18 protein-coding genes and 1 pseudogene are annotated in these 18,067 nt (G+C 44.6%); 15 read left to right on the top strand and 4 right to left on the bottom strand.

All coding sequences use genetic code 11. The features are described 5' to 3' along the window. Nucleotides 1-20: 20 nt before the first annotated feature. On the bottom strand, nucleotides 21-878 hold the full coding sequence (locus QVP35_RS12030) for a tagatose bisphosphate family class II aldolase (RefSeq protein ID WP_022261192.1): 858 nt from the start codon (nucleotides 876-878) through the stop codon (nucleotides 21-23). Nucleotides 879-1,028: 150 nt separating this feature from the next. Between QVP35_RS12030 and QVP35_RS12025 the strand changes: the two genes are divergently transcribed. The 4 genes from QVP35_RS12025 to QVP35_RS12010 all read left to right on the top strand — a co-directional run bounded on the left by QVP35_RS12025 (nucleotide 1,029) and on the right by QVP35_RS12010 (nucleotide 5,008). Then, complete coding sequence (locus tag QVP35_RS12025; protein ID WP_006567442.1) at nucleotides 1,029-1,781, top strand: MurR/RpiR family transcriptional regulator; 753 nt, start codon at nucleotides 1,029-1,031, stop codon at nucleotides 1,779-1,781. Between the two features lie 377 nt (nucleotides 1,782-2,158). Further along, complete coding sequence (pfkB, locus tag QVP35_RS12020; protein ID WP_022261191.1) at nucleotides 2,159-3,082, top strand: 1-phosphofructokinase; 924 nt, start codon at nucleotides 2,159-2,161, stop codon at nucleotides 3,080-3,082. 1 nt (nucleotide 3,083) lies between these two features. Then, on the top strand, nucleotides 3,084-4,469 hold the full coding sequence (locus QVP35_RS12015) for a PTS fructose transporter subunit IIC (protein ID WP_006567438.1): 1,386 nt from the start codon (nucleotides 3,084-3,086) through the stop codon (nucleotides 4,467-4,469). 89 nt (nucleotides 4,470-4,558) lie between these two features. After that, nucleotides 4,559-5,008: a PTS sugar transporter subunit IIA gene (locus QVP35_RS12010; protein WP_006567437.1), complete on the top strand. Its 450-nt coding sequence runs from the start codon at nucleotides 4,559-4,561 to the stop codon at nucleotides 5,006-5,008. Nucleotides 5,009-5,156: 148 nt separating this feature from the next. Here QVP35_RS12010 and QVP35_RS12005 read toward each other — a convergent pair whose 3' ends face one another. Beyond that, nucleotides 5,157-5,918 carry a DeoR/GlpR family DNA-binding transcription regulator gene (locus QVP35_RS12005; RefSeq protein WP_009289251.1) on the bottom strand — a complete coding sequence of 254 codons (762 nt, stop codon included), beginning with the start codon at nucleotides 5,916-5,918 and terminating at the stop codon, nucleotides 5,157-5,159. Nucleotides 5,919-6,129: 211 nt separating this feature from the next. Between QVP35_RS12005 and QVP35_RS12000 the strand changes: the two genes are divergently transcribed. The 4 genes from QVP35_RS12000 to QVP35_RS11985 all read left to right on the top strand — a co-directional run bounded on the left by QVP35_RS12000 (nucleotide 6,130) and on the right by QVP35_RS11985 (nucleotide 10,547). Then, nucleotides 6,130-6,876 (top strand): nucleoside/nucleotide kinase family protein, encoded by a 747-nt coding sequence (locus QVP35_RS12000; protein WP_006567434.1) that lies wholly within the window; start codon nucleotides 6,130-6,132, stop codon nucleotides 6,874-6,876. A gap of 3 nt (nucleotides 6,877-6,879) precedes the next feature. After that, nucleotides 6,880-8,145 carry a zinc-binding dehydrogenase gene (locus QVP35_RS11995; protein ID WP_009289250.1) on the top strand — a complete coding sequence of 422 codons (1,266 nt, stop codon included), beginning with the start codon at nucleotides 6,880-6,882 and terminating at the stop codon, nucleotides 8,143-8,145. A 131-nt stretch (nucleotides 8,146-8,276) separates the two neighbouring features. Continuing rightward, entirely contained in the window at nucleotides 8,277-9,425 is a 1,149-nt protein-coding gene (locus tag QVP35_RS11990) for an aldo/keto reductase (RefSeq protein ID WP_009289249.1), read from the top strand. An 18-nt stretch (nucleotides 9,426-9,443) separates the two neighbouring features. After that, entirely contained in the window at nucleotides 9,444-10,547 is a 1,104-nt protein-coding gene (locus tag QVP35_RS11985; protein WP_009289248.1) for a metallophosphoesterase, read from the top strand. Here the strand turns inward: QVP35_RS11985 and QVP35_RS11980 are convergent. Next, nucleotides 10,536-10,883 carry a winged helix-turn-helix transcriptional regulator gene (locus QVP35_RS11980; RefSeq protein ID WP_009289247.1) on the bottom strand — a complete coding sequence of 116 codons (348 nt, stop codon included), beginning with the start codon at nucleotides 10,881-10,883 and terminating at the stop codon, nucleotides 10,536-10,538. The two genes, QVP35_RS11985 and QVP35_RS11980, sit on opposite strands and share 12 nt — an antisense overlap. A gap of 180 nt (nucleotides 10,884-11,063) precedes the next feature. On the opposite strand from QVP35_RS11980, the gene QVP35_RS11975 reads away from it, so the two are divergent. The 5 genes and pseudogenes from QVP35_RS11975 to QVP35_RS11955 all read left to right on the top strand — a co-directional run bounded on the left by QVP35_RS11975 (nucleotide 11,064) and on the right by QVP35_RS11955 (nucleotide 14,372). Further along, a complete protein-coding gene (locus QVP35_RS11975; RefSeq protein WP_009289246.1) occupies nucleotides 11,064-11,945 on the top strand; it encodes a hypothetical protein in 882 nt (293 codons plus the stop codon). A gap of 61 nt (nucleotides 11,946-12,006) precedes the next feature. Beyond that, nucleotides 12,007-12,795: a protein-ADP-ribose hydrolase gene (locus QVP35_RS11970; RefSeq protein WP_009289245.1), complete on the top strand. Its 789-nt coding sequence runs from the start codon at nucleotides 12,007-12,009 to the stop codon at nucleotides 12,793-12,795. Between the two features lie 154 nt (nucleotides 12,796-12,949). Then, nucleotides 12,950-13,363: pseudogene (locus QVP35_RS16650) on the top strand (GNAT family N-acetyltransferase). 15 nt (nucleotides 13,364-13,378) lie between these two features. Beyond that, nucleotides 13,379-13,906 (top strand): YgjV family protein, encoded by a 528-nt coding sequence (locus tag QVP35_RS11960; RefSeq protein ID WP_009289243.1) that lies wholly within the window; start codon nucleotides 13,379-13,381, stop codon nucleotides 13,904-13,906. 142 nt (nucleotides 13,907-14,048) lie between these two features. Further along, nucleotides 14,049-14,372: a hypothetical protein gene (locus QVP35_RS11955; RefSeq protein WP_009289242.1), complete on the top strand. Its 324-nt coding sequence runs from the start codon at nucleotides 14,049-14,051 to the stop codon at nucleotides 14,370-14,372. 341 nt (nucleotides 14,373-14,713) lie between these two features. Here the strand turns inward: QVP35_RS11955 and QVP35_RS11950 are convergent, their stop codons facing one another. Then, complete coding sequence (locus QVP35_RS11950) at nucleotides 14,714-15,295, bottom strand: zinc dependent phospholipase C family protein (RefSeq protein ID WP_009289241.1); 582 nt, start codon at nucleotides 15,293-15,295, stop codon at nucleotides 14,714-14,716. A 157-nt stretch (nucleotides 15,296-15,452) separates the two neighbouring features. On the opposite strand from QVP35_RS11950, the gene QVP35_RS11945 reads away from it, so the two are divergent. Beyond that, a complete protein-coding gene (locus QVP35_RS11945; RefSeq protein ID WP_009289240.1) occupies nucleotides 15,453-16,343 on the top strand; it encodes a DMT family transporter in 891 nt (296 codons plus the stop codon). A gap of 152 nt (nucleotides 16,344-16,495) precedes the next feature. Then, nucleotides 16,496-17,992, top strand: coding sequence for a glycerol kinase GlpK (glpK, locus tag QVP35_RS11940; RefSeq protein WP_009289239.1), 1,497 nt, complete (start codon nucleotides 16,496-16,498; stop codon nucleotides 17,990-17,992). Nucleotides 17,993-18,067: the final 75 nt, after the last annotated feature.

Below are 18,067 nucleotides of genomic sequence, written 5' to 3'. Positions count from 1 at the left end.
ATCAATATCTTTATTTCAATTTAGTAACGGTTCTGGCTGTTGCACATCCTGATTTTTTCTTCTACAACAGCTGCCATTGCTTCTTTTGCTTCCTTTGTATAAATCCTTGGATCGTTGGCTTCAGGATTTTCAACCAAAGTTTTTCTCAGTTCCTGAGAATAAGGAATTTTTAATTCTGTAGCAATGTTGACTTTACAGATTCCAAGCTCAATGGCACGCCTCACAGCGTCGCCCGGGACACCGGATGCGCCGTGGAGCACAAGCGGTACAGATACTTCCTCACTAATCTCTGCCAGACGGTCAAAGTCAAGCTTCGGTTCTTCTTTATATAAACCGTGGGCAGTACCGATGGCTACGGCCAGAGAGTCAATGCCTGTGCGGGCCACATAGTCGGCAGCCTGTGCAGGATTTGTGTACATGGAGTCTTTTTCGTCTACTACGAGATCATCCTCGCGTCCGCCTAAACGTCCGAGCTCTCCCTCTACGGTAACGTCGTGGAGATGAGCATAGGCCACGACTTTTTTTACTTTTTCTATATTTTCTTCATATGGAAGGCTGGAAGCATCAATCATTACAGATTTTGTGCCCAGGTCAATAGATTCTTTAATGGCGTCAAATTCTTCGTGGTGGTCCAGGTGAAGTGCCACCGGAACATTATATTTTTTAGCAGTTGTCTCGACGATCGCCTGAAGATAATCACGGTTTGCATAAGAAAATGTGCCCGGAGTACCTGCCAGAATGATCGGAGAGCCAAGCTTTGCAGAAGTCTCTGCCACGACCTGGATCGTCTCTAAGTTGTGAATGTTAAATGCCGGCACGGCATATCGTTTTTCCTGTGCATCTAATAACATATGTCTGGTTGATACCATCTTACTCATATTCATCCTCCTAAAGCTTTCCTGCTTTTTGTCTTAGTTTAACCATTTACATTATAAAAAAATCAGCTGTGAAAATCTTTTCAAGTTATGAAAACGGATGAAAATCATGTATAATAAAAAAGATCTTTCACACAGACAGGAGGACGAGTTATGATTATTGAGATAAACAGCAAGATTGCCGAAAATCTTTCCAAGACCGAATTGGGAGTTGTCAATTATATTAATGACAATGAAGACAAGCTCTCAGAACTGTCCATCGTAGATATTGCATTTGAAACATTTTCTTCCCCGGCAACTGTGTCCAGAGCCATCCGTAAATGCGGGATCAATGGGTTTAACGAGCTTCGGTATAAATTAACGGCGAAGACGGAAAATACAGAAGTGAAAGACTTGAATGAAATCATGAACAAGTCTCTGATTGAGGCGACTTCCGTGATTGAGCACATGTCTATTCCAAATGTGCTGAATATTCTGCACACCATGAAGGATGCAAAGAGGGTCCTGATATTCTCCAGGGGACCGACACACCTGGTGGCACAGGAACTGAGCATGAAGCTTCAGGTACTGGACTTTTTTGTGGTGGATGTGGAAGACCCGCAGATTATGAGAATTATGTCGAAGAATCTTCAGGAAGACGAAGTCGTAATCATTTTATCTCTGAACGGAGAGACGAAGGAATTGATCGAGTCGGCGAGAAATGCAAAGCTTCGGGGCTGCAAAGTGATCACTCTGTGCTGCAGCAGCTCCAGTGAATTGTTTGAGTATTCGGACTATACATGGCTTGGGTATAAACATTCCCATATTGCGATCAGAAACTATGAGGTGACATCCAGGCTTCCGCTGTATATCATGTGCAGAATTTTGGTGGATTTCCTGGTAGAAAATATTGAACACAGGGATTAGAAAATATAGAGGGAACAGAGAAAACGATAAATTTCTCTGTTCCCTCTATATTATTCTTATTTTGACTTTAATATTTTATAAATTTTAAAAAGCAGGACAGTTGTCGCTATGAGAGCTGTACATAAAATAGCTTTGATTAAAAAAGAAATTATGAAAATTGCTGTTGGCAGTAAATTGTAAAGTATATCCATGGATGTCTCTTTTCTTTTTTGATATTGAGAGTTTCTTCTATATTTTACCAATAAAAAGTAACTATTGTAAATTTTATTTCCAAAACAGTAATTTAAAGTTTATTTTCAGGATATGAAAAGATTTTCATGGAATACTTGTCTATAATGAAAACTGTAAAAAGAAATTGTATTCTATGGAGGAGCAGTATGATTTATACCTTAACTACAAATCCTGCCATCGATATGAACATATCCACAAAAGGAATGGAACGTGCCAAGGTAAACCGTACATTCGATACGGTTTACACACCCAATGGAAAAGGTGTCAATGTGACTCTTACATTGAAACATTATGGGGTGGATTCCACGGTAACCGGATTTTTTGGAGGATTTTCGGGAAAATATATTGTAGAGGAACTGGAAAAGAGACAGGTTCCGGTGAAACCGGTCTGGGTTGATGACACGACAAGGATCAATATATTTTTGAATGATGGAGAGGGAGAATTCAAATTTGTCAACAGCGGGTCCTTCGTGGGGAGAGATCAGCAGGACGAGATGCTGCATCTGTTTGAGACGGCCGAAGATTTGAGCTGTCTGGTGATCAGCGGCAGTCTTCCGCCCGGAATCGAACCGAGTTTTTATGAAAGCATTTTATCCATATGCAAAAAGAGGGGCGTCGATGTTGTACTCGACATCAGTTCTCCGAAACTAAAAGACTTATTGAAATACGAACCTTTGCTGATCAAACCCAATGACGAAGAGATCGAAGAAATCTTCGGAATTAAAATTAAGAACGAGGAAGATATCCTTCATGTTCTTACCTTCCTGAAAGAACAGGGAGCAAGAAATGTACTGCTGACGCTCGGAAGCAAGGGAGCATATTTCAGCAACGGAGAAGATGTTTACTATTCATCTTCCCAGCCGGTTAAGTTATTAAGCTCGGCGTGTGCGGGAGATGCCGCACTGGCAAGCTTTTTAAGCCTTTGGCTTGGTCATCCGGAAAATGTTGAGGATGCATTGAAGCGTTCTGCTGCCACAGGGGCAAACGTGGCGGAGAGCAACGCGCTCGGTGATTTTGCCAAAGTAGATACTTACTTTCACAACATCAAAATAAGAAAGGTGGAGAAATGATATGAAAAAACTATTAGGTGTTACAGGATGCCCAACCGGGATCGCCCACACTTACATGGCTGAGGAAGCTTTGAAAGAAGCTGCCGAAAAGCTGGGTGCCGAAATGAAGGTTGAGACAAACGGAGCTGTCGGTGTGGAGAATGAACTGACTGCTGAAGACATTGCAGAATGTGACGGAATTATCGTAGCTTGTGATAAAAATGTAGATATGGACCGTTTTAACGGTAAACCGGTCATCGAAGTGCCGGTTGCAGACGGAATCAGCAAGGCAGAAGAATTAGTACAGAAAATGCTTAATGGAAATGTTGCCGTAAGAGGCGGACAGGTAAAAGCAGAGGGTACAGAAACAAAAGCAGAAGAAGGAAAAGATTCCATCGGACATCAGATTTATAAGCACCTGATGAATGGTGTATCCCATATGCTTCCGTTTGTTGTAGCCGGCGGTGTCCTGACAGCAATCTCTTTCTTATGGGGTATTTATTCTTTCGATCCGAGCTCAGATCAGTACAATGTAATCGCTGCGACGATCAAGACAGTCGGCGGTACTTCTATGGGAATGATGGTTCCTGTGCTGGCGGCATTTATCGCTCAGTCCATCGGTGACCGCCCTGGTATGATCGCAGGTTTTGTAGGCGGTATGATCGCCAATAATACCGGTTCAGGATTTATCGGAGCCATTATCGCAGGTTTCGTTGCAGGATATTTTTGTAAATTTGTTGTAAATGCATTAAAAGGACTGCCTAGACAGTTTGAAGGTTTAAAATCTATTTTCTTTATACCAATCATTACAGTGGCGGTTGTAGGTATTCTGATGCAGGTTACTGCTGGGCCGGTTTCAGGCATCAACAAGGGAATGATGGACTTCCTGGCAGGACTCCAGAACTCAAGCCCAATCATCTTAGGACTCGCTGTTGGATGTATGTCTGCATTTGACATGGGTGGTCCGGTAAATAAAGCTGCATATGTAACAGGAACAACACTTTTAGCTCAGGGTAACTTCTACTTTATGGCAGGTGTATCTGCGGCATGTATCACACCTCCGCTCATCATCGCACTTGCAGCTACTTTCGCACCGAAGAAATTTACTAAGGCTGACCGTGCGGCAGGACTTGTAAACTATGTATTGGGATGTACCCACATCACAGAAGGTGCGATTCCATTTGCGGCAAAAGACCCTGTGAGAGTACTGCCGATTCTGATGGTAGGTTCCTCTATCTCAGCGATTCTTTCCTACGTGATGAAAGTTCAGGTTCCTGCACCTCATGGCGGATTTTTAATCCTTCCGTTAGTACATCCGGCTGTAACATGGGTATTATGTATCTTGGCAGGTTCTGTAGTAGGAGCAGTACTTTATGTTCTCACTGCAAAGGATGTAGAGCAGAAATAATAGATTACCCTAAAGGGCATCCCGTATTTTATGCCCTTGGGGCTTGGCGTGCTTCGCACGATAATGTATAAGAAAGGTTGGTAACTTTTATGGAAATTATGGAATTATTTGATGAATCAACAATGAATCTTGACTTACAGGGTGAGACAAAAGATCAGATTATTGAGGAAATGGTAACCCTTTTGGACGAAGGCGGAGTGCTCGCCGACAAAGAAGCTTATAAAAAAGCGATCTATGCAAGAGAAGAGCAGTCCTCCACAGGACTCGGATTTGACATCGCGATCCCGCATGCCAAGACCGCAGCAGTAAAAACTGCACGGGTGGCCTTCGGAAAGTCTGACAAAGGATTTGATTTCGGAGCCGAAGACGGGACAAAAGCACACCTGATTTTCATGATAGCGGCCACCGATACAGACAGCAACCTGCACCTGCAGGCGCTGGCAACACTCTCAAGAAATCTGATCAAAGCAGATTTCAGGAAAAAACTGCTGGAAGCAAAGACAGCGGGAGAAGTCATCGAAGTGTTAAAAACTTTATAAATAATAGCAGACCGGCAGCGGAATTAATTTTCTGGTGCCGGTTTTTCTGAGATGAGACAGAACTCCTCCTCCGGTAAATAGGATATCTATTTTTTACATGATTAGAGTGAAGCATTCTAAGAGCCGAACGGAAATCATGTGGAAAATGTCATACCAGGATAACTTCCGTTAATTCGCTCAGTGTCTTATAAGTGGCGGACGGCAAATCTTTATCGGTTATAAAGTAGTCGATATCTTTCCAGTTGGCATACTGTACCAGAGAACAGATATGTGCCTTGGAACTGTCGGAGATGACAACAATGATCTTGGACTGGGGAATGATCGCCTGCTTGATCTGGGCGTCCGTAAATTCAGAGACCGCAGGACCGTTGTGCTGTTCAAAGCCGCTGGTGCCTAAAAATGCGATATCCACCTTGATTGTGTTGATAAAATTGGTCGTCTGAAATCCTTCTGTGGACATATTGTTGGGATTGAGCTGGCCTCCGGTGAGAATCGTCACATTGTTTCCGTTATTCAGATGATAGGTTGTATTGATGGAATTTGTGACGATAGTATAGCCTGACTTTTGGCTCAGGAGCTTTGCCATGCACTGCATGGTGCTTCCGGCATCCAGATAGATGACGCCCTGTTCCGGAATCAGTTCCAGGCCTTTTTCACAGAGAGCATATTTGACGGCGCTGTTTTCGCTGATCCGTGTCTCTATAGGAATGGGACGGAAACTGGAGATCAGTGTAGCCCCGCCGTGGCTGCGCTCGATGGCTCCGATCTCCTGAAGATGGGTCAGGTCCCTCCGGATCGTCTCTTTTGTCACCTCAAACTTGTCCGCGAGCTCCCCGATCTTTGCACTTCCCGTGCTGTTGATATATTCAATGATTTCCTTCTGCCGTTCTTTTGCGAGAAGTTTTCCCATGTCGGTTCCTCCTTTTCTGCTGTTATATTTATCATAACAGATTCTCAGATTCATTTCAAATTGAAATCCACATAAACAAAAACAAAACAACAGAAACAAACATAATTTAGGGCAAAGTATTGACATGACAATGAAGAAATCATATAATTTACCCATAAAACAAAAATAAACGGACATAAAACAACGTAAACAAAATTTAATGAGGTAGATCATGAAAAATTGGAAAGAGTATGTGTTTGATGTCAACGGATTTCAGATCAATACGGTTTACAGCGGGGAAGCCATAGAAACCATTTTTCTGCCCATGCTGAGAAAGCTCACCGGGATGCAGAAAAAACTGGGCCGGAGACTGATCGTATTTCTGGCGGCGCCGCCGGCAGTGGGAAAGACGACATTGTCCAAGTTTCTGGAATATCTGGCTTTGCAGCATGAAGATCTGACAGAGATACAGGCTATAGGCCTGGACGGTTTCCACTACCATTCAGATTACATCAATTCCCACAATGCGGTCGTGATGGGAAAAGAAGTGCCGATGAAGAAAGTCAAGGGATGCCCGGAAACATACGATACTAAAAAACTGGAAGACAAGCTGAAAAAGATTAAAGAAGAGGACATTCTGTGGCCCATATATGACAGAAACATCCACGATGTGGTGGAAGATGTAGAAAAGATCACGAAGGACATTGTGCTGATCGAAGGCAACTGGCTGCTTCTTGACGAGGAGCCGTGGAAGACATTAAAGGATACCGCAGATTATACAATAATGATCCGCTCAGAAGAAGAGACGTTAAAGGAACGGCTGATCGGAAGAAAGATGAAGGGCGGACTTACGAGAGAAGAGGCAGAGGACTGGTACATAAACAGCGACAGCGTGAATGTGAGAAGGGTTTTGGAGACTTCTCTGGACGGGGATCTGATGTTAAAAGTAGAAGCAGACGGAGATTATATAGGAGGATAAAGGATGAAATCAACAGCAGCAGTTCTGGCAGGGAAAAATCAGGTATATGTAAAAGAAGTGGAGCTTCCGGAAATCGGGGAAGAAGAACTTTTGGTAAAGGTTGTGTCAAACAGCATCTGCCTTTCAACTTATAAGGCGGCACTGAGAGGCGGGGAGCACAAGAGAGTGCCGGATGATCTGAGTCCGGAGCACCCGACGATTACCGGCCATGAGTTTGGCGGATACATCGTAGAAGTGGGAGAAAAGCTGAAAGACCGCTTCAAGCCGGGAGAGAAATTCGTACTTCAGCCGGCTATGGGACTTCCGAGCGGATATTCTGCCGGATACAGCTACGAATACTATGGAGGAAATGCAACTTACTGCATCATTCCGAAGGTTTCCATCGACATTGGATGCGTACTTCCATATGACGGTGATTATTTTGCAAATGCGTCTCTGGCAGAGCCGATGTCATGTATCATCGGGGCATTTCACGCTACCTACCACACAACACCATATGTGTATGAGCACAGAATGGGATTAAAGGACGGTGGAAGTGTTGCGCTGTTAGGATGTGCTGGCCCGATGGGAATCGGAGCCATTGATTATGCATTAAATGGACCGTACAATTCAAAGCGCATCGTTGTAACAGATATCAATGATGAAAGGCTTGAGAGGGCAAAATCCCTGATCACTCCGGAGGATGCGGCATCTAAGGGCGTGGAACTCATCTATGTGAACACTGCAGGAAAAGAAAATGCGGTAGAAGAACTGAAAGAATTAAACGGCGGAAAGGGATACGATGAGGTATTTGTATTCGCACCGGTAGAATCTCTCATCGAGATGGGAGACGACCTTTTAGGAAACGACGGCTGCCTGAATTTCTTTGCAGGTCCTACGGACAACAACTTCAAGGCAAAGTATAATTTCTACAATGTCCACTATGAAGGAACCCATATCTGCGGAACTTCAGGGGGAGCGCCTGCGGATATGATCGAGTCTCTGGAATTGTCTGCGGCAGGAAAGATCAATCCGTCTTACATGGTTACACACATCGGAGGCATTGACGCGGCGCCGGATACGATCCTGAATCTGCCGAAGCTTCCGGGAGGCAAAAAGCTGATTTACCCTCATATCAAGATGGAGTTGACTGCCATCGAAGATTTTGAGAAACTGGGAAAAGAAAACGAAATGTTTGCACATCTGGCGGAGATCTGCAAGGCAAACAACAATGTGTGGTGCAAAGAGGCAGAAGAATATCTTCTCGATACTTTAGCGCCGGAAAAATAAGAGAGAATGATGCAGAAGGAGTCCTGATTAGTTTCAGGGCTCCTTTTTTCGGAAATTGTTGACTTTGAGTGAGCTCCAAGTGCTATGATAGAGAAAACCACTGAAATGAAGAAAGGTCAGGGACAAATAATATGAGATATCGTATGCTTGGGAATACAGGGCTTGAGATCAGTGAGATCGGGCTTGGATGTGAGGGCTTTGTAGGAAAAGACGAACATGAAACAGAAGAACTCTTAAATCTGGCACAGAAAAAAGGAATAAATTATTTAGACCTATATACGCCTGATCCGGATCTCAGAGATCGAATCGGAAAGATGCTGAAAGGAAGGAGAGAAGAGTATTTCCTTCAGGGGCATCTCTGTACGATTTGGAAGGATGGACAATATAAGCGCACCAGACAGATTGATGAAGTCAGGGAAGGATTCGAAGATATGCTTCAAAGACTATGTACCGATTCTTTGGAAGTAGGGATGATACACTATGTAGATTCCTTAAAAGACTGGAAGGAAGTATACGAGGGCCCGGTCATGCAGTATGCCAGAGAACTGAAGGCTCAGGGAAAGATTCGCCATATCGGGCTGAGCAGCCACAATCCGGAGGCTGCCATGGAAGCTGTAAAGAGCAGAGAGATCGAGGTTCTTATGTTCAGCATCAATCCTTGCTATGATCTGCAGCCCGCCGGGGAAAACTGTGAGGCATTATGGGATGACAAAAATTATAAAGGGGATCTTGTGAATATGGACCCGGCCAGGGAGGAGCTGTATGAAATGTGCAGTAAACAGGGTGTGGGCATTACCGTCATGAAAGCTTTCGGAGGAGGGGATCTGCTGAGTGAGGAATTATCACCCGCAGGCAGAGCGCTGACACCGAGTCAATGCATTCACTATGCACTTACCAGGCCTGCCGCAGCATCTGTCCTGGCTGGGGCTCACACTGCCGAAGAACTTTCAGACAGTCTGAGGTATGAAGAGGCAGGCGAAGATGAGAAGGATTACGCCCGTGCCCTGGCTGAGTTTCCGAATATCAGCTGGAAAGGCCACTGTATGTACTGCGGCCACTGCGCGCCTTGTCCGAAGGGAATTGAGGTGGCCTCTGTCACTAAGTTTTTAAATCTGGCAAAGGCTCAGGATGATGTTCCTGAAACAGTGAGAGAACACTATGCGGTTCTAGAACATAAGGCATCAGAGTGCATTGGATGCGGTATTTGTGAGAATCGGTGTCCGTTTGAAGTGTCCATCATTGAAAACATGAAAAAAGCCGCTGAAATATTCGCACAATAAGCCAAAGGAGAATTCGCATTGTACTTATTATTTTTTATACTGCCGATCCTGATTCTCATACCGGCAGGGATTTATTTATATATTTTCTTCCGCAGGATTTTAAGCCTTTTCTTAAAAAGAGACGTACGCATAGTGAAAGTGGTGAGTGCGGTTTTGGCACTGGCTTGTGTGTTTTCAGCATGGCCGGCCTATGGATGGGGAGGAGTGGCGGTCCTGCATCTTGTGGGAGTCTCTCTGGTCCTTGAGCTGATCAATCTTCTCTTAAAAAGAACGCCGTTTGTTTTCAAGAAATGGGATCTGATTTACAGAAGCGGGATACTGTCTTTTCTCATCATTGCGGTTGTCTTTTCCTACGGATATATTAATATGCAGCAGATTAAGAAGACCAGTTACAGGATCGGGACTCCTAAGATACAGCAGGAGGAAACGCTCAGAATAGCTCTCATGTCAGACATCCATCTGGGTGTTACGATGAGTGCCAAAGATCTGGAGAATTGGTGCGGCAAAATACAGAGTCAGGAGCCGGATCTGGTTCTTTTGACTGGAGATATCTTCGATGAGGATACAAAGAGAGAAGAGATGGAACGGGCGGCCAAAGCTTTGGGATATATGAAGAGTACTTATGGAAGTTTTTATGTATATGGGAATCATGATTCCAATCAGTACAGGGAAAAGCCGGAGTACACTTCTGGTTATCTCAGGAATACGTTAGAAAAAGCCGGAGTCCGTGTGCTGGAGGATGAGGTGTTTAAGACAGGGAAGGATATCTGTATCATCGGGAGAAAGGATGCCGGTGACCGGGACCGGAAGAGTCTGAAAGAGATCATGAAAGATGCACCGGAAAACAGTTTCAGAATCCTGATGGATCACCAGCCCGGAGATCTGAAGGAAAATAACAGGCAGGGCATCGATCTTCAGGTGTCCGGACATACCCATGCCGGGCAGATCTGGCCGACCGGGCAGCTGATGCAGCTTCTTGGAATCAATGAGATCAACTATGGTTACCGGAAGATCGGGAACCTCCAGACCGTGGTGACATCCGGCATGGCGGGATGGGGGTATCCGATCCGCACGGGAGGCCACTGTGAATACGTGATCATAGATGTGGTGTTAAAGAAATGAGGTCTCACTGCGGTGCATTTTGTCTCTGTATTCGGTTCCCCACTGCACCATGGAGTCCAGGATCGGTTTTAAGCTCAGGCCGGTTTCAGTGAGAGAATATTCTACTTTCGGAGGGACCTGAGGGTAGACTTTCCGGTTTACCAGTCCGTCGGCTTCCATAGAGCGCAGATTGCTGGTCAGGACTTTCTGCGTGATTCCGGTCACGGAGCGCATCAGTTCGCTGAACCGTTTCGTTCCGGTCAAAAGATCACGTATGATTAAGACCTTCCATTTGTCACCGATCAGCTGCAGTGTCATTTCCACAGGACATTCCGGGATGTTTCGTTTTTTTGACATTGTGTACTTCCTCCTTGCTATGTTTATTTTATATCTTCCCATTTAGAAATACAATAAGTAACCTGGCGGCGGCATAGTATCTTTTGGATACCATGCCACCTTTTTGTGCGTGGTTTACGGAGTATGGAAGACCGATTAGAATAAAAGAAGAGAATGAAAGGTGCAAAAGGGGGATGAAATATGGGGACAGAAAATCAAAGGGTGTTAAAACAAAAGCTTTCGCAGGCAGGAGCCATTGTAATTGGCGCAGGCGCAGGGATGTCGGCGGCAGCCGGACTGCTGTATTCCGGAGAACGGTTTGAGAAGAATTTTAAGGAATTCATAGAGCGGTACGGACTCAGAGATATGTATTCCGCAGGTTTTTATCCGTTTCCTTCCCCGGAAGAAAAGTGGGCTTACTGGAGCAGGCATATTTATTTAAACCGATATGATATGCCCTCAGGAAAAGCATATACAGATCTGTTTCAGGCAGTGAGAGATAAAAATTATTTCGTGCTGACAACCAACGTAGATCATCAGTTTTGGCTGTCCGGATTTGAGGATCGGAGAATTTTTGCCGTCCAGGGAGATTACGGCCTGTTTCAGTGTAAAAAAGCGTGCCATCCGAAGCTCTACGATAATGAGACTCAGGTGAGGGCCATGGTACGGGAGCAGAGGAACTGCAGGATACCAAAGTCCCTGATACCAAAATGTCCGGTCTGCGGCGGAGAAATGGAAGTAAACATTAGGAAAGATGAATATTTCATAGAAGATGAGAAGTGGCATGAGGCGGCCGGACGGTATAAAAGATTTCTCAGTGAGAACAGAGGTAAAAGAATTCTGTTTCTGGAACTTGGCGTCGGAATGAATACACCGGGGATTATAAAGTACCCTTTCTGGCAGATGACTGCGGAGAATCCAAAGGCAGTCTATGTCTGTGTCAATTCCGGGGAAGCGTACTCTCCAAGGGAAATAGAAGCGCAGTCGATTTGTATTGACGGGGATATTGGGAAACTTATAGATATTTGTGTTTCGAGTCAGAAAATTGACTTGATTGACGAAAAAAAGAATTCTTGCAATTAAGAAGTGGATATGGGGGTTACACTGATGGGGTGTAAAAACATCAGGAAGGGAGAAAGAAAAAATGACACATGACGAGCAAAGAAAATATCTGATTCAGAAACTTCTTGATGAGGATATTCAATATAAAGATGTAGTTATTCCAGAAGATGTGCAGCAGCAAAAACTGCTGCTGCGCAGTTTAATGAATGTTAGACCGCCAAAGGCTGTCAGCCGCGAATTTATGGAAGTGCAGGATAACTACTTGTCCGATGAACGTGATGCAGCAGGAGTTGTTGATGCGGCATCCCTTCCCGTGGTTCCTCAATATCCGCGTCTTGTATTATGGCAAAGTGATATTACCGTGTTAAACTGTGATGCGATTGTAAATGCAGCGAATAGTCAGATGTGTGGATGTTTCCGGGCTTTGCACTCCTGTATCGATAATATCGTGCATACAAAAGCCGGTATTGCCCTGCGTCTGAAATGCAATGAGATTATGCAGAAACAAGGCCGCGAAGAACCTGCCGGGCAGGCGAAGATTACACCAGCATACAATTTGCCGTGCAAATATATACTTCACACCGTTGGCCCAATCATCGAAACGGGACATCCAAGTGAGCAGCAGAAAGAGCAGCTCGCGTCCTGCTATCGTTCCTGTTTACAGCTTGCAGCTGAATCCGGGTGCAAGAGCATTGCTTTTTGCTGTATCTCAACCGGCGTTTTTATGTTTCCAAACCGGGAGGCAGCCGAGATTGCGATTAAGACAGTCAAAGATGTTCTCGCTGTGGATACAAGGATTGAGAGAGTTATCTTTAATGTATACAAAGACTTAGATAAAGAAATCTACGAAAAATTACTTGCGGTAAATTGAGCGTATCATCACATAGAATTTTTACATCTGGTATGGTATGATTTTGAAAGTGAGAAAACATTACAAATCGGAATTTACCGAATTAAGTTAATCGTGCCATAATCAAATTTGATGGAGAATGACCGTTATGATTAGAAATTTGTAGAAAGTAGATATAAATAGGGTTGCTGACATATGGTTAAAGACCAATCTGAAAGTACATTTTTTTATTTCTGAACAATACTGGACAAGTAATTATGAATTAGTGAAGGAAATGTTGCCACAGGCGGAAGTCTACGTGTATGAAGATGATAAAATAATTCAAGGCTTTGTAGGTGTAAGAAATGAATATATTGAGGGTATTTTTGTTTTTGATGAAATGCAGTCACATGGTATTGGCAAAATTTTGTTGGATTATATCAAGGATAAAAAAGTCAGATTACAGTTAAACGTATATCAGAAGAATGTCAGGGCAATGTCTTTTTACCAAAGAGAAGGGTTTACTATTTAGTGTGAAATGATGGATGAATTCACTGGCGAAAAAGAATATGTAATGAACTGGGAATCAAAGTGGAGATCAGATTTTTGAGAGGTAATAATGTAAATGCGTTTTTTGTTGATACAGGGAATAGGATTTTGGGGAACCATTTTATTTTTCTTATCTTATCAGTGTAGAAATAATAAAACACTGTTTCAAGTTCAATTTGTTTCTTATTTATGTTATACCATACATTTATTGCTGTTAGGAGCAATTACTGGTGGGATAAGCTATATATTGAATACAGTGCGTTCTTTCTGCTTGGGAAGTAAGAATGATTTTTTGAAAGGCAGATTGGTATGTTGTATACTCTGCATATTGCAGGTAACAACGCTGGTTTTTACTTGGAACGGATGGTGGTCGATACTTCCGGTTGTTGCCAATATTGCAGCAACGATAGGTGGATACACATACAACGCACGGAAAATCCGTATAGTTGGAATGTTGATCAATTCACCGTTGTGGATTGTATATGATATCGTTGTTGGTTCTTGGGCTGGAATATTAGATGAAATAGTTAGTGAAGTATCTATGATTATATCTATTATCCGTTATGGATGGGAAAACATGGATTTATCAGAAATTGAGGAATAATTGAAAGAAATGAGAAATCGCAAATGACCGAACTGCAATAGAGAGGCTTCTTGTTCGGAAGATAGGAAAATGTGAAAGAAAATTTAACGACTCATAATTTTATCAATAGAAAATTATAAAAGAAGGAAGGCGATTCAACAATATGAAGATTGAAGGGAACCAGAAGGAACTGGACGCAATGGCAGAATTTCATAAGGGAAACCGTGTTGAGGGGTTGAGGATGCAAGAGGAATTCGCAGCAGAATTCCGCAAGGAATATGAAGACAAAGACCATTGTCCTTGTCTGAAAGCCTGTCGTTATCATGGAAACTGTAAGGAATGTGTAGCAATCCACAGGGCGCATCAAGAACATGTTCCTAACTGTATGCGGCCATTGATTAATAAGAAGCTGAAATTGATGTCAGAATTAACAGAGCATACCTTGGCAAATGAAATAGAAGCCCCACATGAGATTTTAAGAAAATAGGCAAGCCAACTTCCAGTTTGTATAGAACATAAAACAACTTAATAATCGCTACTTTCACAGAAGCATCACTGAGCAGGAGATCCGAAAGGACTTCCTGTTTTTCTGCTATGAAAAAAGGGAAAACTATCGCAGATGGTGCTTTTTGTCTTTAAGCAGCCTGTGCCAACAGATATTACGTCCATTTTCTACATGATTGGAGTGAGGCATTCTAAGAGCCGAACGGAAATCATGTGGAAAATGTCATACCCACAGGGCATCCCGTATTTCATACCCTTCGGGTGGACGCGCTTTGCGTGATAAGGTATAGTTTTTAATGTATTCAAACATATCGACTGGGAAATTTATAAAAGTGGGTTTACTGTATGATATCTCCCGGACAAAAACTCATTTTTCTGTGCCAGTCCTTTGCAAACGATAAGGGCTGAATGAAGAATATACCGGCAGTCATTTCCCGGTGTTGAGGTGGAGCGGATATACTGCCGGTGCAGGTTTTTAAGCCACGGTTCGAATCCGCAGATGCCTGAGTCAGATTTTATACGCCGGCTGACCTGGTCCGTTCTCAGATAGTTTGAGAAGACCAGGTGGAGCCGGCGTTCATATTTTATATGCTCTTTCAGAGAATAGTGAAATTCTTTGTTATGGGAACGGGTAAAAGAATCAGCGAGATAATGCATCATCTCACCCGCCCGGAACCAGCCCGTAAAAGTATTCCGAAAGCCTGACGAATAAGCCTGATCCATCAGATGTCTGCGGGAGTCATAACTGTGTCCTTGCAGATCTGCGGCGTTGGAGCCGCCCAGATAGGAGAAAAGATTGAAATCGGGCAGAACATTTCCCAGAATAAATGCAAATGTTTTGGGCTTGTCCAGGAACATTCGGCGGGCCAGCAGTTTTGAAAGGGCGTAATGATCTTTTGTTTCCATAGGATACCTCTTTATAAAAACGATGTTTCCGATTCTGTCTTTATAGTATCTGTGAATTGTGTATAAATAGTGATGGAAGTTTAAAAAATTCGCAAGACGATATCACTGTTTTATATTATAATAAACTGAACTACAAAAGAAAGGATTTAAGAAACCTATGAACCAAAATACAAAAGGTGTAATCTTTACGATGCTGGGCGGAATCTTCTGGGGGATTTCCGGGATTATCGGGAAATATCTGTTTGACGAAAAGCAGCTCACGGCCGTCTGGCTTGTGACGCTGAGGCTTTTGTCAGCAGGACTGCTTATGCTTATGCTGGCGGCAGTCCAGAAGAAGGGGGATATATTCCGTGTATGGAAAAAGAAACGGACGGCAGTCAGCCAGCTGGTATTTTGTCTGTTTGGGATGACAGCCTGCCAGATGTCTTATTTTCTTGCAATCCAGTATTCTAACCCGGGGACAGCCACGGTGCTCCAGTACATTGCCCCGGCGCTGATCATGCTGTTCTGTCTGGCAGTGGAAAAGAGAAAGCCGAAGCGTCTGGAAGTGATTGTTTTAGTCTGCGTTATAGCCGGTGTTTTCCTGCTGGCGACTCACGGAGATCCGGGAAGCCTGGCCGTCACAGGCAGGGCTTTGTTCTGGGGACTTGCGGCTGCCGTGGCTCTGGCTGTCTATAACATTCAGCCGGAAAAGCTCCTCAATGAATTTGGGTCCATGGAGACCGTGGGATGGGGGATGTTTATAGGGGGACTTCTTATGATACCTGTGACGGGATTTTTTCATGTACCCGGTATATGGGATATGACAACGGTCCTTTTGGCACTGGCCGTTATCATCTTCGGAACGGTGATTCCGTTTGGATGTTATCTGGAAGGCGTCCGTCTGCTGGGACCCGTGAGAGCCAGTATGTTTGCGTGTGTGGAACCGCTGGTGGCGGCAGTCATGTCCGCGCTGCTGCTGGGAGAGGTCTTTGTCGGTGTGGATGTTCTGGGATTCGCCCTGATCATCGGAGGGGTAACATCCCTGGCGGTGTTTGACCGGTCGTAATCTAATGAAGAGGATTTGTCTGCGTCCTTCTGCATGGATGAAAAGTTTATAAATAATTGCTGTTCTGTTGGATATATTTGTGCAATATGCTATAATAAATCAGACATAACGTGTGGGAGCACAGAGAAATAATGGAGATCTAGGAGGGCAATATGGAGAGATACATTATGGCACTGGATGCGGGAACAACGAGCAACCGGTGTATCCTGTTCAACAGAGAGGGCAAGATCTGCAGTGTGGCTCAGAAGGAATTCACTCAGATATTTCCGAATCCGGGATGGGTGGAGCATGATGCGGGAGAGATCTGGTCTACGCAGCTTGGAGTGGCGGTGGAGGCCATGCAGAAGATCGGTGTCACGGCGGAACAGATCGCGGGCATCGGCATCACCAACCAGAGGGAAACTACGATCCTTTGGGACAAGGAGACAGGGGAGCCGATCTACAACGCTATTGTGTGGCAGTGCCGCAGGACCTCAGAGCTCTGTGATTCCCTGAAAGAACAGGGACTGGAAGAAAAGATACGGGATAAGACCGGTTTGATTATCGATGCCTATTTTTCCGGGACGAAGGTTAAGTGGATTCTGGACCACGTGGAAGGAGCAAGGGAGAGGGCGCAAAAGGGAGAGATTCTCTTTGGAACCGTGGAGACATGGCTGATCTGGAAACTCACAAAAGGAAAAGTCCATGTGACGGATTATTCCAATGCGTCCAGAACCATGCTGTTTAATATCAAAGATCTCACATGGGATAAGGAGATCCTTGAGATTCTTGATATCCCGGAAGCGATGCTTCCGAAACCTGTCCAGTCAAGTGAGATATACGGTGAGGCAGACCCGTCATATTTCGGCGGTGCGGTTCCTATCGCTGGCGCGGCGGGAGACCAGCAGGCGGCTCTGTTCGGACAGACCTGTTTCAGGGCGGGTGAAGCCAAGAATACATACGGTACGGGAGGCTTCCTTCTCATGAATACGGGCCGGATGCCGGTGAATTCTCAGCACGGGCTTTTGACAACGATCGCATGGGGCCTGGACGGTAAGGTGGACTATGCGCTGGAAGGATCTATTTTTGTGGCGGGAGCTGCCATCCAGTGGCTGAGGGATGAGTTAAAACTCATCGATTCTTCCCAGGATTCTGAGTATATGGCCCAAAAAGTGAAGGACAGCAACGGCTGTTATGTAGTGCCGGCGTTTACGGGACTGGGTGCTCCTCACTGGGACCAGTATGCCAGGGGAACGATCCTCGGCATTACCCGCGGAGTCAACAAGTGCCACATTATCAGGGCGACATTAGAGTCTATTGCATTTCAGGTCAACGATGTGCTGAAGGCTATGGAGGCCGACGGAGGCATTCATTTAAGTTCTCTCAAGGTAGACGGAGGCGCCAGCCAGAACAATCTTTTAATGCAGATGCAGGCAGATATCAGCGGTGCCCCGGTACACCGTCCGGCCTGTGTGGAGACGACAGCTATGGGAGCGGCATACCTGGCAGGCCTTGCAGTCGGCTATTGGGACAGCAAAGAGAAGCTGTCCGAGAACATGGAGATCGACTGTGTCTTTGAACCTCAGATCAGTGAGGAAGAAAGAGAGAAAAAAGTATCCGGATGGAAACGGGCAGTCCGCTATTCATACGGATGGGCAAAAGAAGAATAAGAGAGTTGATTTTTTCACCAGTCTTCCCACTGGTGAAAAAATATGATAATATTGGTTGGACCAATTAAGGAAGAT

Source organism: Anaerostipes sp. CAG:276, assembly GCF_000432215.1.
Lineage (GTDB): Bacteria > Bacillota > Clostridia > Lachnospirales > Lachnospiraceae > Anaerostipes > Anaerostipes caccae.
The sequence above is the reverse complement of the archived record's forward strand: the minus strand, read 5'-3'. Positions and strand labels throughout refer to the sequence as shown.